Genomic DNA, 16,343 nt, shown 5'->3' with positions numbered 1-16,343 from the left:
TTTGGCGGCATACTGACGTCGCTGGTGCGCTGGTTTATGCAGGGTAACCCGCTGGCGAAGCTTGGGATCCTGCTGCTCTTCCTCGGTCTTTCATTCCTGCTGCGCTATACCGTTGAACATTCCCTGTTCCCGCTTGAGCTGCGCCTCGTGGCAACGGCGCTGTTTGCCATCGTTCTGCTGGCGGTCGGGTGGCGGCTGCGGCAAAGGCAGCGTGCCTATGCGCTGATCCTCCAGGGCGGGGCGACCGGCGTGCTCTACCTGACGGTGTTTGGTGCATTCCGGCTCTGGCAAATGCTGCCGATGACGCTGGCTTTTGCGCTTCTGGTGGTGATTTGCGCGGCGAGCGTCGGGCTGGCGGTGCTGCAGAAGGCGCTGAGCCTTGCCATGCTGGCGAGCCTCGGCGGGTATCTTGCGCCGCTGCTCTTGTCTACCGGGGGCGGCAGCTTTGTGGCGCTGTTCTCTTTCTATCTCCTGCTTTCCATCGGCATTCTCGCTATCAGCATCTGGCAGCACTGGCGCGAGCTGAACCTGCTCGGTCTGCTGTTTACGTTCGGCGTGGGCGGCCTGTGGGGGCTGAATGACTACCAGCCAGAAGACTATTGGATCTGCCAGCTGTTCCTGATTGCCAATACGCTGATATTCGGCGTGCTGAGCGTGGCGCTGTCGCTGCGGGCGCAGGAGAAAGGGAAGCAGATTATCGACGGCGTGCTGCTGTTTGCCCCGCCGCTGATCGGTTTCGGGATGCAGTACGGCATGACCCGGCACTGGGAATATGGCCCGGCCCTGAGCGCGCTGAGCTACGGCGCATTTTATCTTACCCTCGCGTTCCTTGCGCTGCGGCGCTACCCCTCCATCGGGCGACCGCTGGTCCTGGCGGCGCTGGCCATCGGCGGCGGGTTCGCGACGCTCGCCATTCCGCTGGCGCTGTCGGCACGCTGGACGGCGATGGCCTGGGCGCTGGAAGGGCTGGGTATCCTCTGGCTGGGCGTGCAGCAGAACCAGCGTCGCATGAGCTACAGCGGGACGGCGCTGCTGGTGCTGGCGCTCGGCAGTGCGCTGTGGGCGCAAACGAACGGCGTTACGTCGCTGAGCCTGCTGCTGATCTTCACCATCCTCAGCCTTTGCTGGCTGGCTGCGGCCTGGCTGTGGCGGACTCTCTTTCTGCCAGTCAGTTGGGCGCTGCTGGCAGGCGGGCTGCTGTTCTGGCTCGTGGCGCTATTGGGCGCATCGCGGCTGGTGATGACGCAGGAATTGCCGATTCTGGCGGGCGTGCTGGCGCTGACGGCGGCATCGGTCTGGGGCTGGCGGCAGGCTGCGGCTCGTCTGGCGTGGCGGGAGCTGGATGCCAGCAAATGGCTGCTGTGGCCGGTTATGCTGCTGATGGTGGGGTATCAGCTCTGGCACCAGCAGATCGTTGCCGCCGGCTGGTCAAATCTCGCCTGGTGCGTTGCGCTTCCTGCCGCGCTGATGCTGTTGCGGCGCGACGGTGAAAGACTCCTGCCGCGCATCGCGATGGGGCTGCATTTGTCGCTGTTCTGGATGATTTTGCTGGCGCTGGCCGCTGAGCTTTACTGGTTTGCCCGGTCGTTGCCGTGGGGCATGGCGGCCTGGGGCAGCGGTTTAGCGATGGCAGCAGGCGGCGGGGTAATTATGGGGCTCTCTGCAGCCGTACGGCGTCGCGGGTGGCCGTTCCGGGAATGGCCTGCGCTCTACGCCTGCCTGGCACCGATCCCCGTGGTCATGGCGCTGTTGATATTGCTGGTGGTGACTAATTTCCAGGACGGCGTGGTCTATCGTCAGACCTGGCTGCCGCTGGTAAACCCGCTTGAGGAAGGCGCGGCGTTCGCGTTGCTGGGGCTGGTGGTCTTTTATCGGGCAGTGGAGCGCTACTATCCGGCGTGGCTCTCGCTGGCCCGCCCGTGGCCTGCCGTCGCAATTATGGCGTTTGGCTTCTGGTGGCTGAACGGTGCGCTGATGCGTGCCCTGTCCTGGTACGGCGACGTGGCCTGGAATATGGCATCGCTGTGGGATTCGCGGCTTATCCAGACCAGCTTTGCCCTGTTCTGGATGCTGAGCGCGCTGGTGGTCATGATCCATGCCACCCGTCGAGCTTCCCGGCAGGCGTGGCTTTGCGGTGCCGCGCTCCTGGGCGTGGTGATGGTTAAACTGATGCTGGTGGACAGCGCGGGCGGAGGCGGTTTGTCGCGCGCGGTGGCGTTTATCGGCGTGGCGATACTGGTTCTGATCGTGGGGTATTTCTCACCGCTACCGCCCAAAACAGGAGATGAACAATGAAATGGATGAAAGCGGTAGCCTGTACCGCGTTGCTGGCCCTTTCCGGCCCGGCGTTCTGCGACGAGGGTCAAACGGAATCGCCCCGGGACTATGCCTTTGGTCTTTCACTCGATACGTCTGTTCCTTCCCAGTGGTATCGGGTGATGCTGCCGCTGGCCGTCTATGAGCAAAGCACGTCGCCGGATCTGCATGATATCCGCGTCTTTAACCAGTCGGGCGAGCCGGTTCCCTTCAGCCTGGTCAGCGCGACGCGTCCGCAGGCGCCAGTGCAATCCACGGCGCTGCGCCTCTTCCCGCTGGACGCCTCGCCGCTTGCGGCTTCGCAAGGATCCGGTGATAGCGATAAGATCCTGCTTCGCTCCCGAAACGGCGTTGAGATTGTGCTGGAGGGGCAAAAAGCCGCGGCTGCCGGGCAACATTATCTGCTGACCTTGCCGGAGCAGGCGACGGGTGAGGTTGCCATATCCCAGCTGCAGCTGCTCTGGAACACCCTGCAGACCCCGTGGCAGGGAACGGCGTCGGTCTATTACAGCGAGGATCTTAAGCGCTGGTATACCCTGCGCGAGGATATGCCATTGCTGGACGTCGTCAGCGGCCAGGATCGTCTTAAGCTCGATCGGATCGATACCGATACGGTTTTATCTCCCGATGCGAATCGCTATCTGATGGTGGTGCTGAACGCGCAGAGCCAGGGGATAACCCTGACCGGCGTAAACGCAATCAGCGCACCTGCCCAGGCGGCCCCGGAAGCGGTCAACCTTGAGGGGGAAGGGGAGCAGCTATCGACAAGCGAAGCGCAGTGGCACTGGGCGCGCCCGCAGCCGCTGAGTGCTGTCACCATCTCACTGAATGGCGATGGCGTCCTTCCCGTGGAGATAGCGTGGCGGAGTACGGAAAAAGATGCATGGCACCCCCTGAAGAAAGAGGTCCTTTACCGTCTTGAGGGAAAAACGTCGCCACCGGTTTCGCTTTACGGGGGCCTGGTGCAGGCCGTGAAAATCACGACGCTGAACGCGCGTCTGCCAGAATACCTGCCGAGCGTCACGGGACATCGCGACCGCTACGATCTGGTGTTCAACGCGCAGGGGAAAGCGCCGTACGTGCTCGCCTGGGGCAACGGCGCCGCAAAGCCTGCCGGCGTGGAGCCCGGCATGCTGATCCCGGCCGACCTGCGCAAGACCTATGATATGGCGAACCTGCCGCAGGCCGATATTCAGGCTGATGTCGCTTTAGGCGGCGAGGGGCGTCTGACCGCCACCTCTGCGGCCGAGCGGGAGAGCAGGATGAACACGCTGCTGGTATGGGGCGTGCTGATTGCGGGGGTGATTCTGCTGGCGGGCATGGCCTGGCGCATCTGGCGAGAGACGCAGCGTAAAGCATAAAAAAAGGCCCGCATAAGCGGGCCTTTTTCGTAAACCGTGCCGATTACAGGCTGGATACGTTCTCAGACAGGTATTTAGCCACGCCGTCTGGAGACGCGTTCATGCCTTCTTTACCTTTTTCCCACTGAGCCGGGCACACTTCGCCGTGCTCTTCGTGGAACTGCAGCGCGTCAACCATGCGCAGCATTTCGTCGATGTTACGACCCAGCGGCAGATCGTTAACAACCTGGTGACGAACGATGCCGTTTGCGTCGATCAGGAAGGAACCACGCAGTGCAACACCAGCGTCCGGATGTTCGATACCGTAAGCCTGCTGGATTTCGCGTTTGATGTCCGCAACCATTGCGTATTTCACCGCACCGATGCCGCCATTTTCGACAGGGGTGTTACGCCATGCGTTGTGTACAAATTCAGAGTCGAAGGAGACGCCAACCACTTCCACGCCACGCTTCTGGAATTCTTCATAACGTTTGTCGAACGCGATCAGCTCAGACGGGCAAACGAAAGTGAAGTCCATTGGCCAGAAGAACAGAACGGTCGCTTTACCGTTGGTGTGCTGTTTGAAGTTGAAGTTTTCAACGATTTCACCGTTGCCCAGAACTGCTGCAGCTGTAAAATCCGGAGCCGGACGAGTTACCAGAACCATATGATTCTCCTGTAGATACTAAGGTTATTTGGAACGCAACGCGGGCCAGTATAGAGAGTGTTCGGGAATAAGACAAAGAGGTGGTGACAATCGTTCCGCCAGCTTTTACCTATCAATGTGATTTCTGTTACAGCTGTTTGTTTTTCGCTTGGATCATCATGCGCGGATAAAACTGCCAGAAACGCGCTTCCAGCGCATCGTAATGTTCATCCAGGTCATACCAGGAGTCGCGCAGCGCATCCAGCCGCGGGCGGCGGCTCGCCATCCCGTTCAGCACGTTCTGGATGAAATCCATCTCGCCGTAGCGCTCCAGCCAGCGTTCCGACCACAGGTAGTTATTCAGATTCACAAAGCGCGGCGGCGAGTCGGGCAGGATGATCGACACCTGCTGGTGGGCATAGCGCACAAACGCCGGCAAGGGCATCTCCGGCGACAGCTGTTCCCAGTGGCGCGACAGAAAGTGGTCCCACATCACGTCGAGGGTGATCGGCGCAACGCGGCGCGTCTCAGGGCGAAACCACGCTTTGGCTTCCGTCACTTCCGGCAGGTTATCGGTCAGCACGTCGATGCGGCGGTGCATAAATATCCCGTCGACAACCTCAGGGGAATACGCTTCTGCGGGGTTGCCGCGTACAAAATCGGCCAGCAAATTGCCGGACAGGGAACTGTCAGCGAGGTGAGCGAGATGCAGGTGAGCGAGAAAATTCATGCGTTTTATTTGTCCGTGGGCGGCTAGTTGTTGCAGCAAAAGGGTGTGAGCACTAGACTATGCCGCCTGTTTTTAAGTCACGAGTATACGTCATGCGCGTCGCCGATTTCTCCTTTGAACTACCTGAATCCCTGATTGCTCACTATCCCATGCCTGAGCGCAGCAGCTGTCGCTTACTGTCACTGGATGGGCCAACGGGCGAGCTGACGCACGGTACTTTCACCGATTTGCTCGACAAGCTCAACCCTGGCGATCTACTGGTCTTTAACAATACCCGCGTGATCCCGGCGCGCCTGTTTGGCCGTAAAGCCAGCGGCGGCAAAATTGAAGTGCTGGTCGAACGTATGCTCGATGATAAACGTATTCTGGCACATATTCGCGCCTCCAAGGCGCCGAAGCCTGGCGCTGAACTGCTGCTGGGCGACGACGAGAGCATCAAAGCGACCATGACAGCGCGCCACGACGCGCTGTTCGAGGTGGCGTTTGACGACGAGCGCACGGTGCTCGATATTCTGAACGCCATCGGCCATATGCCGCTGCCGCCGTACATTGAGCGTCCGGACGAAGAAGCCGACCGCGAGCTGTACCAGACCGTCTACAGCCAGAAGCCGGGTGCGGTCGCTGCGCCGACGGCGGGCCTGCACTTTGATGAGCCGCTGCTGGAGAAACTGCGCGCGAAGGGCATTGAGATGGCGTTCGTGACCCTGCACGTCGGTGCGGGCACCTTCCAGCCGGTGCGCGTGGACAGCATTGAAGACCACATCATGCACTCTGAGTATGCCGAAGTACCGCAAGAGGTTGTAGATGCGGTACTGGCGGCAAAAGGCCGCGGTAGCCGCGTGATTGCTGTGGGCACAACTTCCGTTCGGTCGCTTGAGAGCGCCGCGCAGGCCGCGAAGAGCGATCTTATCGAGCCGTTCTTTGGCGATACGCAGATCTTTATCTACCCAGGCTATCAGTACAAAGTGATTGATGCGCTGGTGACCAACTTCCATCTGCCTGAATCGACGCTGATTATGCTGGTTTCCGCGTTTGCCGGTTATCAGCATACGATGAACGCCTACAAGTCTGCGGTAGAACAAAAATATCGCTTTTTTAGCTACGGGGACGCGATGTTTATCACGTACAATCCGCAGGCTTTGAATGAGCGTGTCGGGGAATAAGTCCGCGGCACCAGAATAATGTGTCGGACTGTTTTTCTGGCACAGAGGAATAAAAATGAAATTTGAACTCGATACCACCGACGGTCGCGCGCGTCGCGGTCGCCTGGTGTTTGATCGCGGCGTGGTGGAAACCCCTGCGTTTATGCCTGTGGGCACGTACGGTACCGTCAAAGGGATGACGCCGGAAGAAGTCGAAGCCACTGGCGCACAGATTATCCTCGGCAACACCTTCCACCTGTGGCTGCGTCCGGGCCAGGAGATCATGAAGCTCCACGGCGACCTGCACGATTTCATGCAGTGGAAAGGCCCCATCCTGACCGACTCCGGCGGCTTCCAGGTCTTCAGCCTGGGCGATATCCGCAAGATCACCGAGCAGGGCGTACACTTCCGTAACCCGATCAACGGCGATCCGATTTTCCTCGATCCCGAAAAATCGATGGAGATCCAGTACGACCTCGGCTCCGACATCGTGATGATTTTCGACGAATGTACGCCGTACCCGGCGGACTGGGACTACGCCAAGCGCTCCATGGAGATGTCCCTGCGCTGGGCGAAGCGTAGCCGTGACCGTTTTGACTCCCTGCAGAACAAAAATGCGCTGTTCGGCATTATCCAGGGCAGCGTTTACGAAGATTTACGCGATATCTCTGTTAAAGGTCTGGTAGAGATAGGTTTTGATGGCTACGCTGTCGGCGGTTTGGCTGTGGGTGAACCGAAGGAAGACATGCACCGCATTCTGGAACATGTCTGCCCGCAAATCCCGGCGGATAAACCACGATACCTGATGGGTGTGGGTAAACCAGAAGATCTGGTTGAAGGCGTTCGTCGCGGCATTGATATGTTCGACTGCGTCATGCCAACCCGCAACGCGCGTAACGGTCATCTGTTCGTTACCGATGGCGTGGTGAAAATCCGTAACGCGAAGCATAAGAGTGACACCAGCCCGCTCGATTCCGAGTGCGATTGCTATACCTGTCGCAATTATTCTCGCGCGTATCTGCATCATCTCGATCGTTGTAACGAGATTTTGGGCGCGCGTCTCAATACCATTCATAATCTTCGTTATTATCAGCGCTTAATGGCTGGTTTACGTAAGGCTATCAAAGAGGGTAAATTAGAGAGCTTCGTGACCGATTTCTACCAACGTCAGGGGCGGGATGTACCACCGTTGAACGTTGATTAATTTTAATAATGAGGGAATTTGAATGAGCTTTTTTATTTCTGATGCGGTAGCAGCAACAGGTGCTCCAGCGCAGGGCAGCCCGATGTCTCTGATTCTGATGCTGGTTGTGTTTGGTCTGATCTTCTACTTCATGATCCTGCGTCCACAGCAGAAGCGCACCAAAGAGCACAAAAACCTGATGAACTCCATTGCGAAAGGCGATGAAGTGCTGACCAACGGTGGCCTGGTCGGTCGCGTGACCAAAGTAGCGGAAAGCGGCTACATTGCAATCGCGCTGAACGACACCACTGAAGTGGTTATCAAACGTGACTTCGTAGCTGCCGTTCTGCCGAAAGGCACCATGAAGGCGCTGTAATCCCAACTTTTCCCAAAGGGAACTGCCGTGTTAAACCGTTATCCTTTGTGGAAGTACATCATGCTGGTCGTCGTGATTATCGTCGGCCTGCTGTACGCGCTTCCCAACCTGTATGGTGAGGATCCGGCCGTTCAAATCACTGGCGCGCGCGGTGTCGCCGCCAGTGAGCAAACGCTGATCCAGGTCCAGAAAACGTTACAAGAAGAAAAAATTACCGCTAAGTCTGTGGCACTGGAAGAGGGCGCAATTCTTGCTCGCTTCGACACCACCGACACGCAGCTCCGCGCCCGTGAAGCGCTGATGGGCGTGCTGGGTGATAAGTATGTCGTGGCGCTTAACCTTGCTCCTGCAACCCCGCGTTGGCTGGCTGCGCTGAACGCAGAGCCAATGAAACTCGGTCTTGACCTGCGTGGCGGCGTTCACTTCCTGATGGAAGTGGATATGGATACCGCGCTTGGCAAGCTGCAGGAACAGAACATCGACAGCCTGCGCAGCGATCTGCGTGAGAAAGGCATTGCGTACACCACCGTGCGTAAAGAAGATAACTACGGCATGAGCATCACGTTCCGCGACAGCGCGGCACGCGACCAGGCTGTAACTTACTTGTCTCAACGTCACCGCGATCTGGTGATCACTTCTCAGGGCAGCAGCCAGCTGCGTGCGGTGATGACGGATGCGCGTCTGAGCGAAGCGCGTGAATACGCCGTTCAGCAGAACATCAACATTCTGCGTAACCGTGTAAACCAACTGGGCGTGGCTGAGCCGCTGGTACAGCGTCAGGGTGCTGACCGTATCGTGGTTGAACTGCCGGGTATCCAGGATACCGCGCGTGCGAAAGAAATTCTGGGTGCGACGGCGACGCTGGAATTCCGTCTGGTGAATACCAACGTCGATCAGTCTGCCGCGGCCTCTGGCCGTATTCCGGGTGACTCTGAAGTGAAAGAGACCCGCGAAGGTCAGCCGGTTGTGCTGTTCAAACGCGTGATCCTGACCGGTGACCACATCACCGACTCCACTTCAAGCCAGGATGAATACAACCAGCCGCAGGTTAACATCTCGCTGGATAGCGCGGGTGGTAACATCATGTCTAACTTCACCAAGGACAACATCGGTAAACCGATGGCGACCCTGTTTGTGGAGTACAAAGACAGCGGTAAGAAAGATGCCAAAGGCCGTTCTGTTCTGGTGAAAGAGGAAGAGGTGATTAACATCGCCAACATCCAGTCTCGCCTGGGTAACAGCTTCCGTATCACCGGCATCAACAACCCGAACGAAGCTCGCCAGCTGTCACTGCTGCTGCGTGCCGGTGCGCTGATTGCGCCAATTCAGATTGTTGAAGAACGTACCATTGGTCCAACCCTGGGTATGCAGAACATCAAACAGGGCCTGGAAGCGTGTCTGGCCGGTCTGGTGGTCTCCATCCTGTTCATGATCTTCTTCTATAAGAAGTTTGGTCTGATTGCGACGTCCGCGCTGCTGGCAAACCTTGTGATGATCATCGGTATCATGTCTCTGCTGCCAGGGGCGACGCTGACCATGCCGGGTATTGCGGGTATCGTCCTGACCCTTGCGGTGGCGGTCGACGCCAACGTACTGATAAACGAACGTATTAAAGAAGAGCTGAGCAACGGTCGTTCTGTGCAACAGGCGATTGAAGAGGGCTATAAAGGGGCGTTCAGCTCCATCTTCGATGCGAACGTAACAACGCTGATCAAGGTTCTTATCCTGTATGCAGTGGGTACTGGCGCGATCAAAGGCTTTGCGATTACAACCGGTATCGGTGTTGCAACGTCAATGTTTACCGCTATTGTCGGCACCCGTGCCATCGTGAACCTGCTGTACGGCGGCAAGCGCGTCAAAAAGCTGTCTATCTGAGGAGTGCGTTGTGGCACAGGAATATACTGTTGAACAATTGAACCACGGCCGTAAAGTCTGGGACTTTATGCGCTGGGACTACTGGGCCTTCGGCATTTCAGGTTTACTGCTGATTTTGTCCATCGTCGTTATGGGCGTGAAGGGCTTTAACTGGGGTCTTGATTTTACCGGTGGTACGGTCATTGAGATCTCCCTGGAAAAACCGGTCGATATGGACCAGATGCGCCTTTCTCTGCAGAAAGCGGGCTTTGAAGAGCCGCTGCTGCAGAATTTCGGCAGCAGCCGCGACATCATGGTGCGTATGCCACCGGTACACGATGCCAACGGCAGCCAGGAGCTGGGTAGCAAGGTTCTGAACGTCATTAACGAATCGACCAACCAGAATGCGGCGGTTAAGCGTATTGAGTTCGTCGGCCCGAGCGTGGGTGCAGACCTGGCGCAAACCGGCGCGATGGCGCTGATGGTGGCGTTGATTTCCATCCTGATCTACGTTGGCTTCCGCTTCGAGTGGCGTCTGGCGGCAGGTGTGGTTATCGCACTGGCGCACGACGTGGTCATCACCATGGGCGTACTGTCTCTGTTCCACATTGAGATTGACCTGACGATTGTGGCATCCCTGATGTCCGTTATCGGTTACTCACTGAACGACAGTATCGTGGTATCTGACCGTATTCGTGAAAACTTCCGTAAGATCCGTCGCGGTACGCCGTACGAAATCTTCAACGTGTCGTTGACCCAGACGCTGCACCGTACCTTGATCACATCCGGAACAACCTTGATGGTTATCCTGATGCTGTATCTCTTCGGTGGCCCGGTGCTGGAAGGCTTCTCGCTGACCATGTTGATCGGTGTGTCTATCGGTACGGCGTCGTCTATCTACGTTGCGTCCGCACTGGCACTGAAACTCGGCATGAAGCGCGAGCACCTGCTCCAGCAGAAAGTCGAAAAAGAAGGGGCGGATCAGCCGTCCATTCTGCCGTAAGGCGACGTTTAGCGCGTTATCGAAATCCCGGTCGGTTGACCGGGATTTTTTTTGCCTGCTCCTGACAAACACTCCTGACAGTATGCTGTCAGGAGCCCTGTCGTAGACTCCTTCTGAACCCAAACAACAGGCAGGAGGATGTATGAAAAGCGTTATTAACTGGTTTGAAATTCCGGTCGCCGATATGGATCGCGCCATTAAATTTTATGAACCGGTAATGCAGCTCGCGCTGCGTCGCGAGAAAATGGACTGTGCGGAGCTGGCCGTTTTCCCGCATGAGGATCCGGGTACCGGCGGGGCGCTGGCAAAATTTGACGGCGTTACGCCGTCTTTGCAGGGCGCTATTATTTACCTGCATACTGACAATCTGGCGGCCACGCTCGATCGCATCGCCTCTGCGGGCGGCGAATGCGTGTTTGGCCCGCTGGAGCTGCCGCACGGTATCGGCACTATCGCATTGTTTACCGACAGTGAGGGTAACCGCGTCGGTCTCCATCAACCTGCCTGAGAGCGAAATGAAATATGACCCGACGCGCTGACCGTTTGTTTCAGATTGTGCAGATCCTGCGGGGCAGGCGTCTGACAACGGCGGCGCATCTGGCGGAGAGGCTCGGTGTGTCCGAGCGCACGGTCTACCGCGATATCCGCGACCTGTCGCTTTCCGGCGTGCCGGTGGAAGGTGAGGCGGGGAGCGGATATCGGCTGATGTCGGGTTTTGACCTGCCGCCGCTGATGCTGACAAATAAAGAGTCCGAGGCGCTGATGGTGGCAATTCGCCTGCTCAAAACCTGGGGCGGAGAGTCGCTGTCGCGCGAGCTGGAGTCGGCTCAGGAGAAAGTGCTGGCAATACTGCCCGATGAGAGTCGTCGAAAGGCGGAGCAGACGCGGATCTACGCCCCGGATTTTTGCATGCAAAGCCACTCTCGCAGCGATTTTGACAGGATCCATCAGGCGATATCTGCCCAGCGCGTGCTGGCGCTGCATTACCGTGACGAAGCCGGGCAGCTTTCAAAGCGCGAGGTTCAGCCGCTGGGCTTGTTCTTCTGGGGGGAGCGCTGGCTGCTGGCGGCGTGGTGCGAACGGCGCGATGACTACCGCTGTTTCCGGCTCGACCGATGTCTCAATATTGTGCAGACGGAGAGGCGGTTTAGCGAGAGTGCGGACAGGTCTCTGGCGGATTTTTTGCGCAAGGTTAAGCAGTGAAAAGCCGGGCGGCGAGGTAAAAGCAAAACGGCAACGCGTGTTGCCGTTTTTAGTGTTTGTTCCCTCTCCCTGTGGGAGAGGGCCAGGGTGAGGGCATCAGCCCGCACCGTCCCGCAATGATTAGAAGTTATAACCCACAACCAGGTAACCACCCCAGCCGGTAGAGCGGACGCTGAAGTCGCCGTTACCGAAGTTCAGGCTCGCGTCGTCGTTCCACTGACCACCGTTGTGCCAGTAACGCGCAACAACAGAGTAGTGCCAGTGATCGTAGTTCAGCGCCAGGATGTGGCTGGAAGCGATGGAGTCGTTGGTGCGCGCTTTCTTACCGTTCAGATCGCGGAAGTCGTTGTCGCCCAGGTCTGAGCCCCAGTCAAAGTTGGTGAAGCCGATGTAGCTCAGGTTGCCGCCCCACAGCTCGGTGATTGGCACAAAGTATTTCACTTTGAAACGGTAGCCGTCCCACTCGTTTTCGTTCGCGGCACCGTAGTTCTGCCACTGGTATTTAGCATACACGTTCAGAGACAGGCTCATTGGCAGGCCGGTATCGATGTCCGTACCCAGACCCATGTACCAGGTGCTCTGACGACCGGACTTGTTGCGGCCCATGTCGTAGATATAGTTGTTTGCGAAGTACCACTCTTTGAACGGACCAAACGCCAGGCTGGTGCCCGTCAGCTTATCAATAGAGAAGCGCGGTTCGATCTCCATGAACAGCGGAGAACCGTGGTTCCAGATACCTTTCGCGTCGGTGTTACCACCGAAGAAGACCGGTGCATCCATGTAGCCGTAGAAATCAAACCAGTCTTTCTTGGCGAACGCTTCGTATTCCAGGTAGGTATCGTTGCGGATCTGAGGTCCGAAACGGGTGTGGTAGCTGCCAACCACGTTAACGCTCTGGTGCCACCAGTCGGAGAGGTATTGTGGTTTATCGTTTTCCGCTGCGTTAACAGTGAAAGAGGAGGAGAGTGCCAGTACAGCACCGGCTGCGAGTAATGTTTTTTTCATAATCATGCCACTGATTGAAATTCCCTTCCGGGAGTGAAAAATGCGCGATTTGCGTATCAAAATATTTCGTGTTTCTGCGGAGCCTATTATAGGAATCCTTGCTCACAAAAATATGTGTTGTTTCACATATCTCTCACATGCGTAATCGATTGCGTTCACGTTTGCGTACTTTAAACGGCCGGGATTGTAACGGCAAACATTTATGTTGCCAATCCATACGAAATGTAAATGTTAGCGGAGTGACATTTCACTCCGCTAAAAGAGGAGGTTATTGCGCGGCGGGTTGAATGTCGTGAATGCGGATAAAGCCCAGCTGATCTGGGGTAAGCCCACTCAGCTGCAGCGGGATATCAACATCGCTCGGGGCCAGCGTGCTGGCGGGAGCGGTGAAGAGCTGGTTCTTCACGTTCACTTCCTGGTAGCTCTCCGTGGTGCCCTGAATCTGGCCCCACTCTACGGTGCCGCTGAACGCGGGAAGCGGATCGTTGGATTCACCCTGAATGCGTAATGTTGCGCGAGTACCATCTGCATTCGCTGCAACATTCACCAGAGACATCTTTAACGTGCCAATCTGGCTGTTGAGCCGCGCAGGCGTTTTAGCACCCGGTAGCAGATAAACGCCGCTGCTGGATTTCGCATTCAGCGCATTTTGCTGGGTGATCTTCACGGTCTCTTTGTTCAGCTTGTCCATAGCCGTGTTGAGCGTGTTCACGCTTTGTTTCATTTCGCGGACTTCGGTTTGCTGTGCACAGGCGCTAAGGGTAAAGAGGCTCCCCACCAGCAGAATTCTCAGGTAACGTCTTGTCATTGCGTTTATTTCCTTGAAATAACGGATCGCCTTTATGGTAGCCAGCATCATTGTGTCTGACATAGATCCTTTGTCTCAAAAAGCTCTTCCTTTGTTGTCAGGCCAGATCAGGGTAAAATGAAAATCAGTTAACCGGATTACAGGGATACCGTATGCATTGCCCATTCTGCTCCGCTGTGGATACCAAAGTCATCGACTCTCGCCTGGTGGGCGAAGGGTCTTCCGTACGCCGTCGCCGACAGTGTCTGGTGTGCAACGAGCGTTTCACGACCTTTGAAGTTGCAGAGCTGGTAATGCCGCGCGTGGTGAAAAGTAACGATGTGCGCGAGCCGTTCAATGAAGAAAAGCTGCGCAGCGGGATGCTAAAAGCACTCGAAAAACGCCCCGTCAGCGCGGACGATGTCGAAATGGCGTTAAACCACATCAAGTCTCATCTTCGTGGCTTAGGCGAGCGCGAGGTGCCGAGCAAAATGATCGGCAACCTGGTGATGGAACAGCTGAAAAAGCTCGATAAAGTCGCCTATATCCGCTTCGCTTCTGTTTACCGCAGTTTCGAAGATATTAAAGAGTTCGGCGAAGAGATCGCCCGCTTACAGGATTAAGCCCATGCAGGACGAGATGTACATGGCGCGAGCCATGAAGCTGGCGCAGCGTGGTCGTTTTACTACCCACCCGAACCCGAATGTGGGGTGCGTTATTGTTAAAGATGGCGAGATCGTGGGCGAAGGTTATCACCATCGTGCGGGCGAGCCCCATGCCGAGGTGCATGCCTTGCGCATGGCGGGCGAGAAGGCGCGCGGCGCAACGGCCTACGTTACGCTCGAGCCCTGCAGCCACCACGGACGTACGCCACCGTGCTGTGAGGCGCTGATTGTGGCGGGCGTGTCGCGCGTGGTTGCATCAATGCAGGATCCCAACCCGCAGGTGGCTGGACGCGGGCTGTATCGACTCCAGCAGGAAGGCATTGACGTCAGCCACGGGCTGATGATGCAGGATGCGGAAGCGCTTAACAAAGGCTTCCTGAAGCGTATGCGTACCGGGTTCCCGTACATTCAGCTCAAGCTGGGCGCCTCGCTGGACGGTCGTACGGCGATGGCAAACGGTGAAAGCCAGTGGATCACCTCGCCGCAGGCAAGGCGCGATGTGCAACGTCTGCGTGCGCAAAGCCATGCTATTCTCACCAGCAGTGAAACCGTTCTGGCTGACGATCCGGCCATGACCGTGCGCTGGGACGAACTGAGTGCCGACACCCAGGCGCTGTACCCGCAGGAGAACCTGCGTCAGCCATTGCGCATTATCATTGATAGCCAAAACCGCGTGACGCCGGATCACCGCATCGTGCAGCAGCCGGGTGAAACCTGGATTGCCCGCACGAAAGAAGATGCGCGTGAATGGCCGGAAGGCGTGCGCAGCATTATGGTGCCGGAGCATAACGGTCATCTGGATCTGGTGGTGCTGATGATGCTGCTCGGCAAGCAGCAGGTGAACAGCATCTGGGTCGAAGCCGGGCCAACGCTCGCCGGTGCGCTCTTACAGGCCGGGCTGGTGGATGAACTGATTGTTTACGTTGCGCCTAAACTGTTAGGGCACGATGCGCGCGGCCTGTTTGTGCTGCCTGGCCTTGAAAAACTGGTCGACGCACCACAACTCAAATTCAGCGAGATTCGTCCGGTGGGTCCGGATGTCTGCCTCCATTTAACGACAGCGTAATTGCTCCCGAAATAGGGAAGCAGTGCGCAAAGTATTATGATAAAATCCGCCCCCCTGCGGGGCCAAATGAACCCGTAAAGGAAGAGTATGAACATTATTGAAGCTGCTGTAGCTACCCCGGACGCTCGCGTCGCCATCACCATTGCGCGTTTCAACAACTTCATCAACGACAGCCTGCTGGAAGGTGCGATTGACGCCCTGAAACGTATCGGCCAGGTTAAAGATGACAACATTACCGTTGTTTGGGTTCCAGGCGCTTACGAACTGCCACTGGCGGCGGGCGCGCTGGCGAAAACCGGTAAATACGACGCGGTGATTGCGCTGGGTACTGTTATTCGTGGCGGCACTGCGCACTTCGAATACGTTGCGGGCGGTGCAAGCAACGGTCTGGCACACGTTGCACAGGATGCTGAAATTCCTGTCGCCTTCGGCGTGCTGACCACCGAAAGTATTGAACAAGCCATCGAACGTGCTGGCACCAAAGCCGGTAACAAAGGTGCAGAAGCTGCACTGACCGCGCTTGAAATGATCAATGTATTGAAAGCCATCAAGGCCTGATTTTTTTGTAAGGGGAATTCCGTGAAACCTGCTGCTCGTCGCCGCGCCCGTGAATGTGCCGTTCAGGCACTTTACTCCTGGCAGTTGTCCCAGAACGACATCGCTGATGTTGAATACCAGTTCCTGTCAGAGCAGGACGTGAAAGACGTTGACGTTCTGTACTTCCGTGAACTGCTGTCGGGAGTGGCGACTAATAGCGCGTATCTCGATGGCCTGATGAAGCCTTACCTGTCCCGCCTGCTCGAAGAGCTGGGTCAGGTAGAAAAAGCAGTGTTGCGTATCGCGCTGTTTGAGCTGTCTAAACGTGATGATGTGCCGTACAAAGTGGCCATCAACGAAGCGATCGAACTGGCGAAAACCTTCGGCGCTGAAGACAGCCACAAGTTTGTAAACGGCGTACTTGATAAAGCAGCACCTGCGATCCGTCCCCACAAAAAGTGATCCGCAAACCGGAGTCCTGCATTGCCTA

17 protein-coding genes are annotated in these 16,343 nt (G+C 56.9%); 13 read left to right on the top strand and 4 right to left on the bottom strand.

What is annotated here, in order from left to right:
• Nucleotides 1–2,295, top strand: a 2,295-nt coding sequence (locus K5E19_RS17780) for a DUF2339 domain-containing protein (RefSeq protein WP_221552347.1), incomplete at its 5' end; no start/stop codon positions are given.
• Complete coding sequence (locus K5E19_RS17775; RefSeq protein ID WP_221552346.1) at nucleotides 2,292–3,677, top strand: DUF3999 domain-containing protein; 1,386 nt, start codon at nucleotides 2,292–2,294, stop codon at nucleotides 3,675–3,677. The genes K5E19_RS17780 and K5E19_RS17775, both read left to right, overlap by 4 nt.
• Before the next feature lie 43 nt (nucleotides 3,678–3,720).
• On the opposite strand, the gene K5E19_RS17770 is transcribed toward K5E19_RS17775, so the two are convergent.
• Together K5E19_RS17770 and acpH are read right to left on the bottom strand one after the other, a co-directional pair.
• Nucleotides 3,721–4,323 (bottom strand): peroxiredoxin C, encoded by a 603-nt coding sequence (locus K5E19_RS17770; RefSeq protein WP_010428037.1) that lies wholly within the window; start codon nucleotides 4,321–4,323, stop codon nucleotides 3,721–3,723.
• Between the two features lie 127 nt (nucleotides 4,324–4,450).
• Nucleotides 4,451–5,032: an ACP phosphodiesterase gene (acpH, locus tag K5E19_RS17765; RefSeq protein ID WP_221552345.1), complete on the bottom strand. Its 582-nt coding sequence runs from the start codon at nucleotides 5,030–5,032 to the stop codon at nucleotides 4,451–4,453.
• A gap of 92 nt (nucleotides 5,033–5,124) precedes the next feature.
• On the opposite strand from acpH, the gene queA reads away from it, so the two are divergent.
• The 7 genes from queA (at nucleotide 5,125) to K5E19_RS17730 (ending at nucleotide 11,793) form a co-directional block, all read left to right on the top strand.
• A complete protein-coding gene (gene queA, locus K5E19_RS17760) occupies nucleotides 5,125–6,195 on the top strand; it encodes a tRNA preQ1(34) S-adenosylmethionine ribosyltransferase-isomerase QueA (RefSeq protein WP_120159544.1) in 1,071 nt (356 codons plus the stop codon).
• A gap of 55 nt (nucleotides 6,196–6,250) precedes the next feature.
• On the top strand, nucleotides 6,251–7,378 hold the full coding sequence (gene tgt, locus K5E19_RS17755; protein WP_221552344.1) for a tRNA guanosine(34) transglycosylase Tgt: 1,128 nt from the start codon (nucleotides 6,251–6,253) through the stop codon (nucleotides 7,376–7,378).
• Between the two features lie 22 nt (nucleotides 7,379–7,400).
• The gene (yajC, locus tag K5E19_RS17750) at nucleotides 7,401–7,733 is read left to right on the top strand and encodes a preprotein translocase subunit YajC (protein WP_003021544.1); all 333 of its coding nucleotides are present in this window, start codon (nucleotides 7,401–7,403) and stop codon (nucleotides 7,731–7,733) included.
• Between the two features lie 27 nt (nucleotides 7,734–7,760).
• A complete protein-coding gene (secD, locus tag K5E19_RS17745; protein ID WP_221552343.1) occupies nucleotides 7,761–9,608 on the top strand; it encodes a protein translocase subunit SecD in 1,848 nt (615 codons plus the stop codon).
• Nucleotides 9,609–9,618: 10 nt separating this feature from the next.
• Nucleotides 9,619–10,590: a protein translocase subunit SecF gene (secF, locus tag K5E19_RS17740; RefSeq protein ID WP_221552341.1), complete on the top strand. Its 972-nt coding sequence runs from the start codon at nucleotides 9,619–9,621 to the stop codon at nucleotides 10,588–10,590.
• A gap of 142 nt (nucleotides 10,591–10,732) precedes the next feature.
• Entirely contained in the window at nucleotides 10,733–11,098 is a 366-nt protein-coding gene (locus K5E19_RS17735) for a VOC family protein (protein ID WP_023310553.1), read from the top strand.
• 14 nt (nucleotides 11,099–11,112) lie between these two features.
• Nucleotides 11,113–11,793, top strand: a complete 681-nt coding sequence (locus K5E19_RS17730) for a YafY family protein (RefSeq protein ID WP_221552339.1) — start codon at nucleotides 11,113–11,115, stop codon at nucleotides 11,791–11,793.
• A 120-nt stretch (nucleotides 11,794–11,913) separates the two neighbouring features.
• Here K5E19_RS17730 and K5E19_RS17725 read toward each other — a convergent pair whose 3' ends face one another.
• Both K5E19_RS17725 and K5E19_RS17720 read right to left on the bottom strand, forming a co-directional pair.
• Nucleotides 11,914–12,798 carry a nucleoside-specific channel-forming protein Tsx gene (locus K5E19_RS17725; RefSeq protein ID WP_221552337.1) on the bottom strand — a complete coding sequence of 295 codons (885 nt, stop codon included), beginning with the start codon at nucleotides 12,796–12,798 and terminating at the stop codon, nucleotides 11,914–11,916.
• Between the two features lie 268 nt (nucleotides 12,799–13,066).
• Entirely contained in the window at nucleotides 13,067–13,606 is a 540-nt protein-coding gene (locus K5E19_RS17720; protein ID WP_221552335.1) for a DUF3251 domain-containing protein, read from the bottom strand.
• A gap of 152 nt (nucleotides 13,607–13,758) precedes the next feature.
• Between K5E19_RS17720 and nrdR the strand changes: the two genes are divergently transcribed.
• From nrdR to nusB, 4 genes are all read left to right on the top strand, one after another.
• On the top strand, nucleotides 13,759–14,208 hold the full coding sequence (nrdR, locus tag K5E19_RS17715; RefSeq protein ID WP_006176872.1) for a transcriptional regulator NrdR: 450 nt from the start codon (nucleotides 13,759–13,761) through the stop codon (nucleotides 14,206–14,208).
• A 4-nt stretch (nucleotides 14,209–14,212) separates the two neighbouring features.
• Nucleotides 14,213–15,316 (top strand): bifunctional diaminohydroxyphosphoribosylaminopyrimidine deaminase/5-amino-6-(5-phosphoribosylamino)uracil reductase RibD, encoded by a 1,104-nt coding sequence (gene ribD / locus K5E19_RS17710; RefSeq protein WP_221552333.1) that lies wholly within the window; start codon nucleotides 14,213–14,215, stop codon nucleotides 15,314–15,316.
• Between the two features lie 87 nt (nucleotides 15,317–15,403).
• A complete protein-coding gene (ribE, locus tag K5E19_RS17705; RefSeq protein WP_006176874.1) occupies nucleotides 15,404–15,874 on the top strand; it encodes a 6,7-dimethyl-8-ribityllumazine synthase in 471 nt (156 codons plus the stop codon).
• 21 nt (nucleotides 15,875–15,895) lie between these two features.
• Nucleotides 15,896–16,315 carry a transcription antitermination factor NusB gene (gene nusB, locus K5E19_RS17700; RefSeq protein WP_006809908.1) on the top strand — a complete coding sequence of 140 codons (420 nt, stop codon included), beginning with the start codon at nucleotides 15,896–15,898 and terminating at the stop codon, nucleotides 16,313–16,315.
• The last annotated feature ends 28 nt before the right edge of the window (nucleotides 16,316–16,343 follow it).

It is taken from the genome of Enterobacter sp. RIT637 (assembly GCF_019718755.1).
Classification (GTDB): Bacteria; Pseudomonadota; Gammaproteobacteria; order Enterobacterales; family Enterobacteriaceae; genus Enterobacter.
This window is presented reverse-complemented; position numbering and strand designations above follow the sequence as displayed.

Bases quoted from the DNA above. Each gene is read 5' to 3' on its own strand.
- K5E19_RS17775 (WP_221552346.1), top strand. From the start codon at position 2,292: ATGAAATGGATGAAAGCGGTAGCCTGTACCGCGTTGCTGGCCCTTTCC.
- K5E19_RS17770 (WP_010428037.1), bottom strand. From the start codon at position 4,323: ATGGTTCTGGTAACTCGTCCGGCTCCGGATTTTACAGCTGCAGCAGTT.
- acpH (WP_221552345.1), bottom strand. From the start codon at position 5,032: ATGAATTTTCTCGCTCACCTGCATCTCGCTCACCTCGCTGACAGTTCC.
- queA (WP_120159544.1), top strand. From the start codon at position 5,125: ATGCGCGTCGCCGATTTCTCCTTTGAACTACCTGAATCCCTGATTGCT.
- tgt (WP_221552344.1), top strand. From the start codon at position 6,251: ATGAAATTTGAACTCGATACCACCGACGGTCGCGCGCGTCGCGGTCGC.
- yajC (WP_003021544.1), top strand. From the start codon at position 7,401: ATGAGCTTTTTTATTTCTGATGCGGTAGCAGCAACAGGTGCTCCAGCG.
- K5E19_RS17735 (WP_023310553.1), top strand. From the start codon at position 10,733: ATGAAAAGCGTTATTAACTGGTTTGAAATTCCGGTCGCCGATATGGAT.
- K5E19_RS17730 (WP_221552339.1), top strand. From the start codon at position 11,113: ATGACCCGACGCGCTGACCGTTTGTTTCAGATTGTGCAGATCCTGCGG.
- K5E19_RS17725 (WP_221552337.1), bottom strand. From the start codon at position 12,798: ATGAAAAAAACATTACTCGCAGCCGGTGCTGTACTGGCACTCTCCTCC.
- K5E19_RS17720 (WP_221552335.1), bottom strand. From the start codon at position 13,606: ATGACAAGACGTTACCTGAGAATTCTGCTGGTGGGGAGCCTCTTTACC.
- nrdR (WP_006176872.1), top strand. From the start codon at position 13,759: ATGCATTGCCCATTCTGCTCCGCTGTGGATACCAAAGTCATCGACTCT.
- ribD (WP_221552333.1), top strand. From the start codon at position 14,213: ATGCAGGACGAGATGTACATGGCGCGAGCCATGAAGCTGGCGCAGCGT.
- ribE (WP_006176874.1), top strand. From the start codon at position 15,404: ATGAACATTATTGAAGCTGCTGTAGCTACCCCGGACGCTCGCGTCGCC.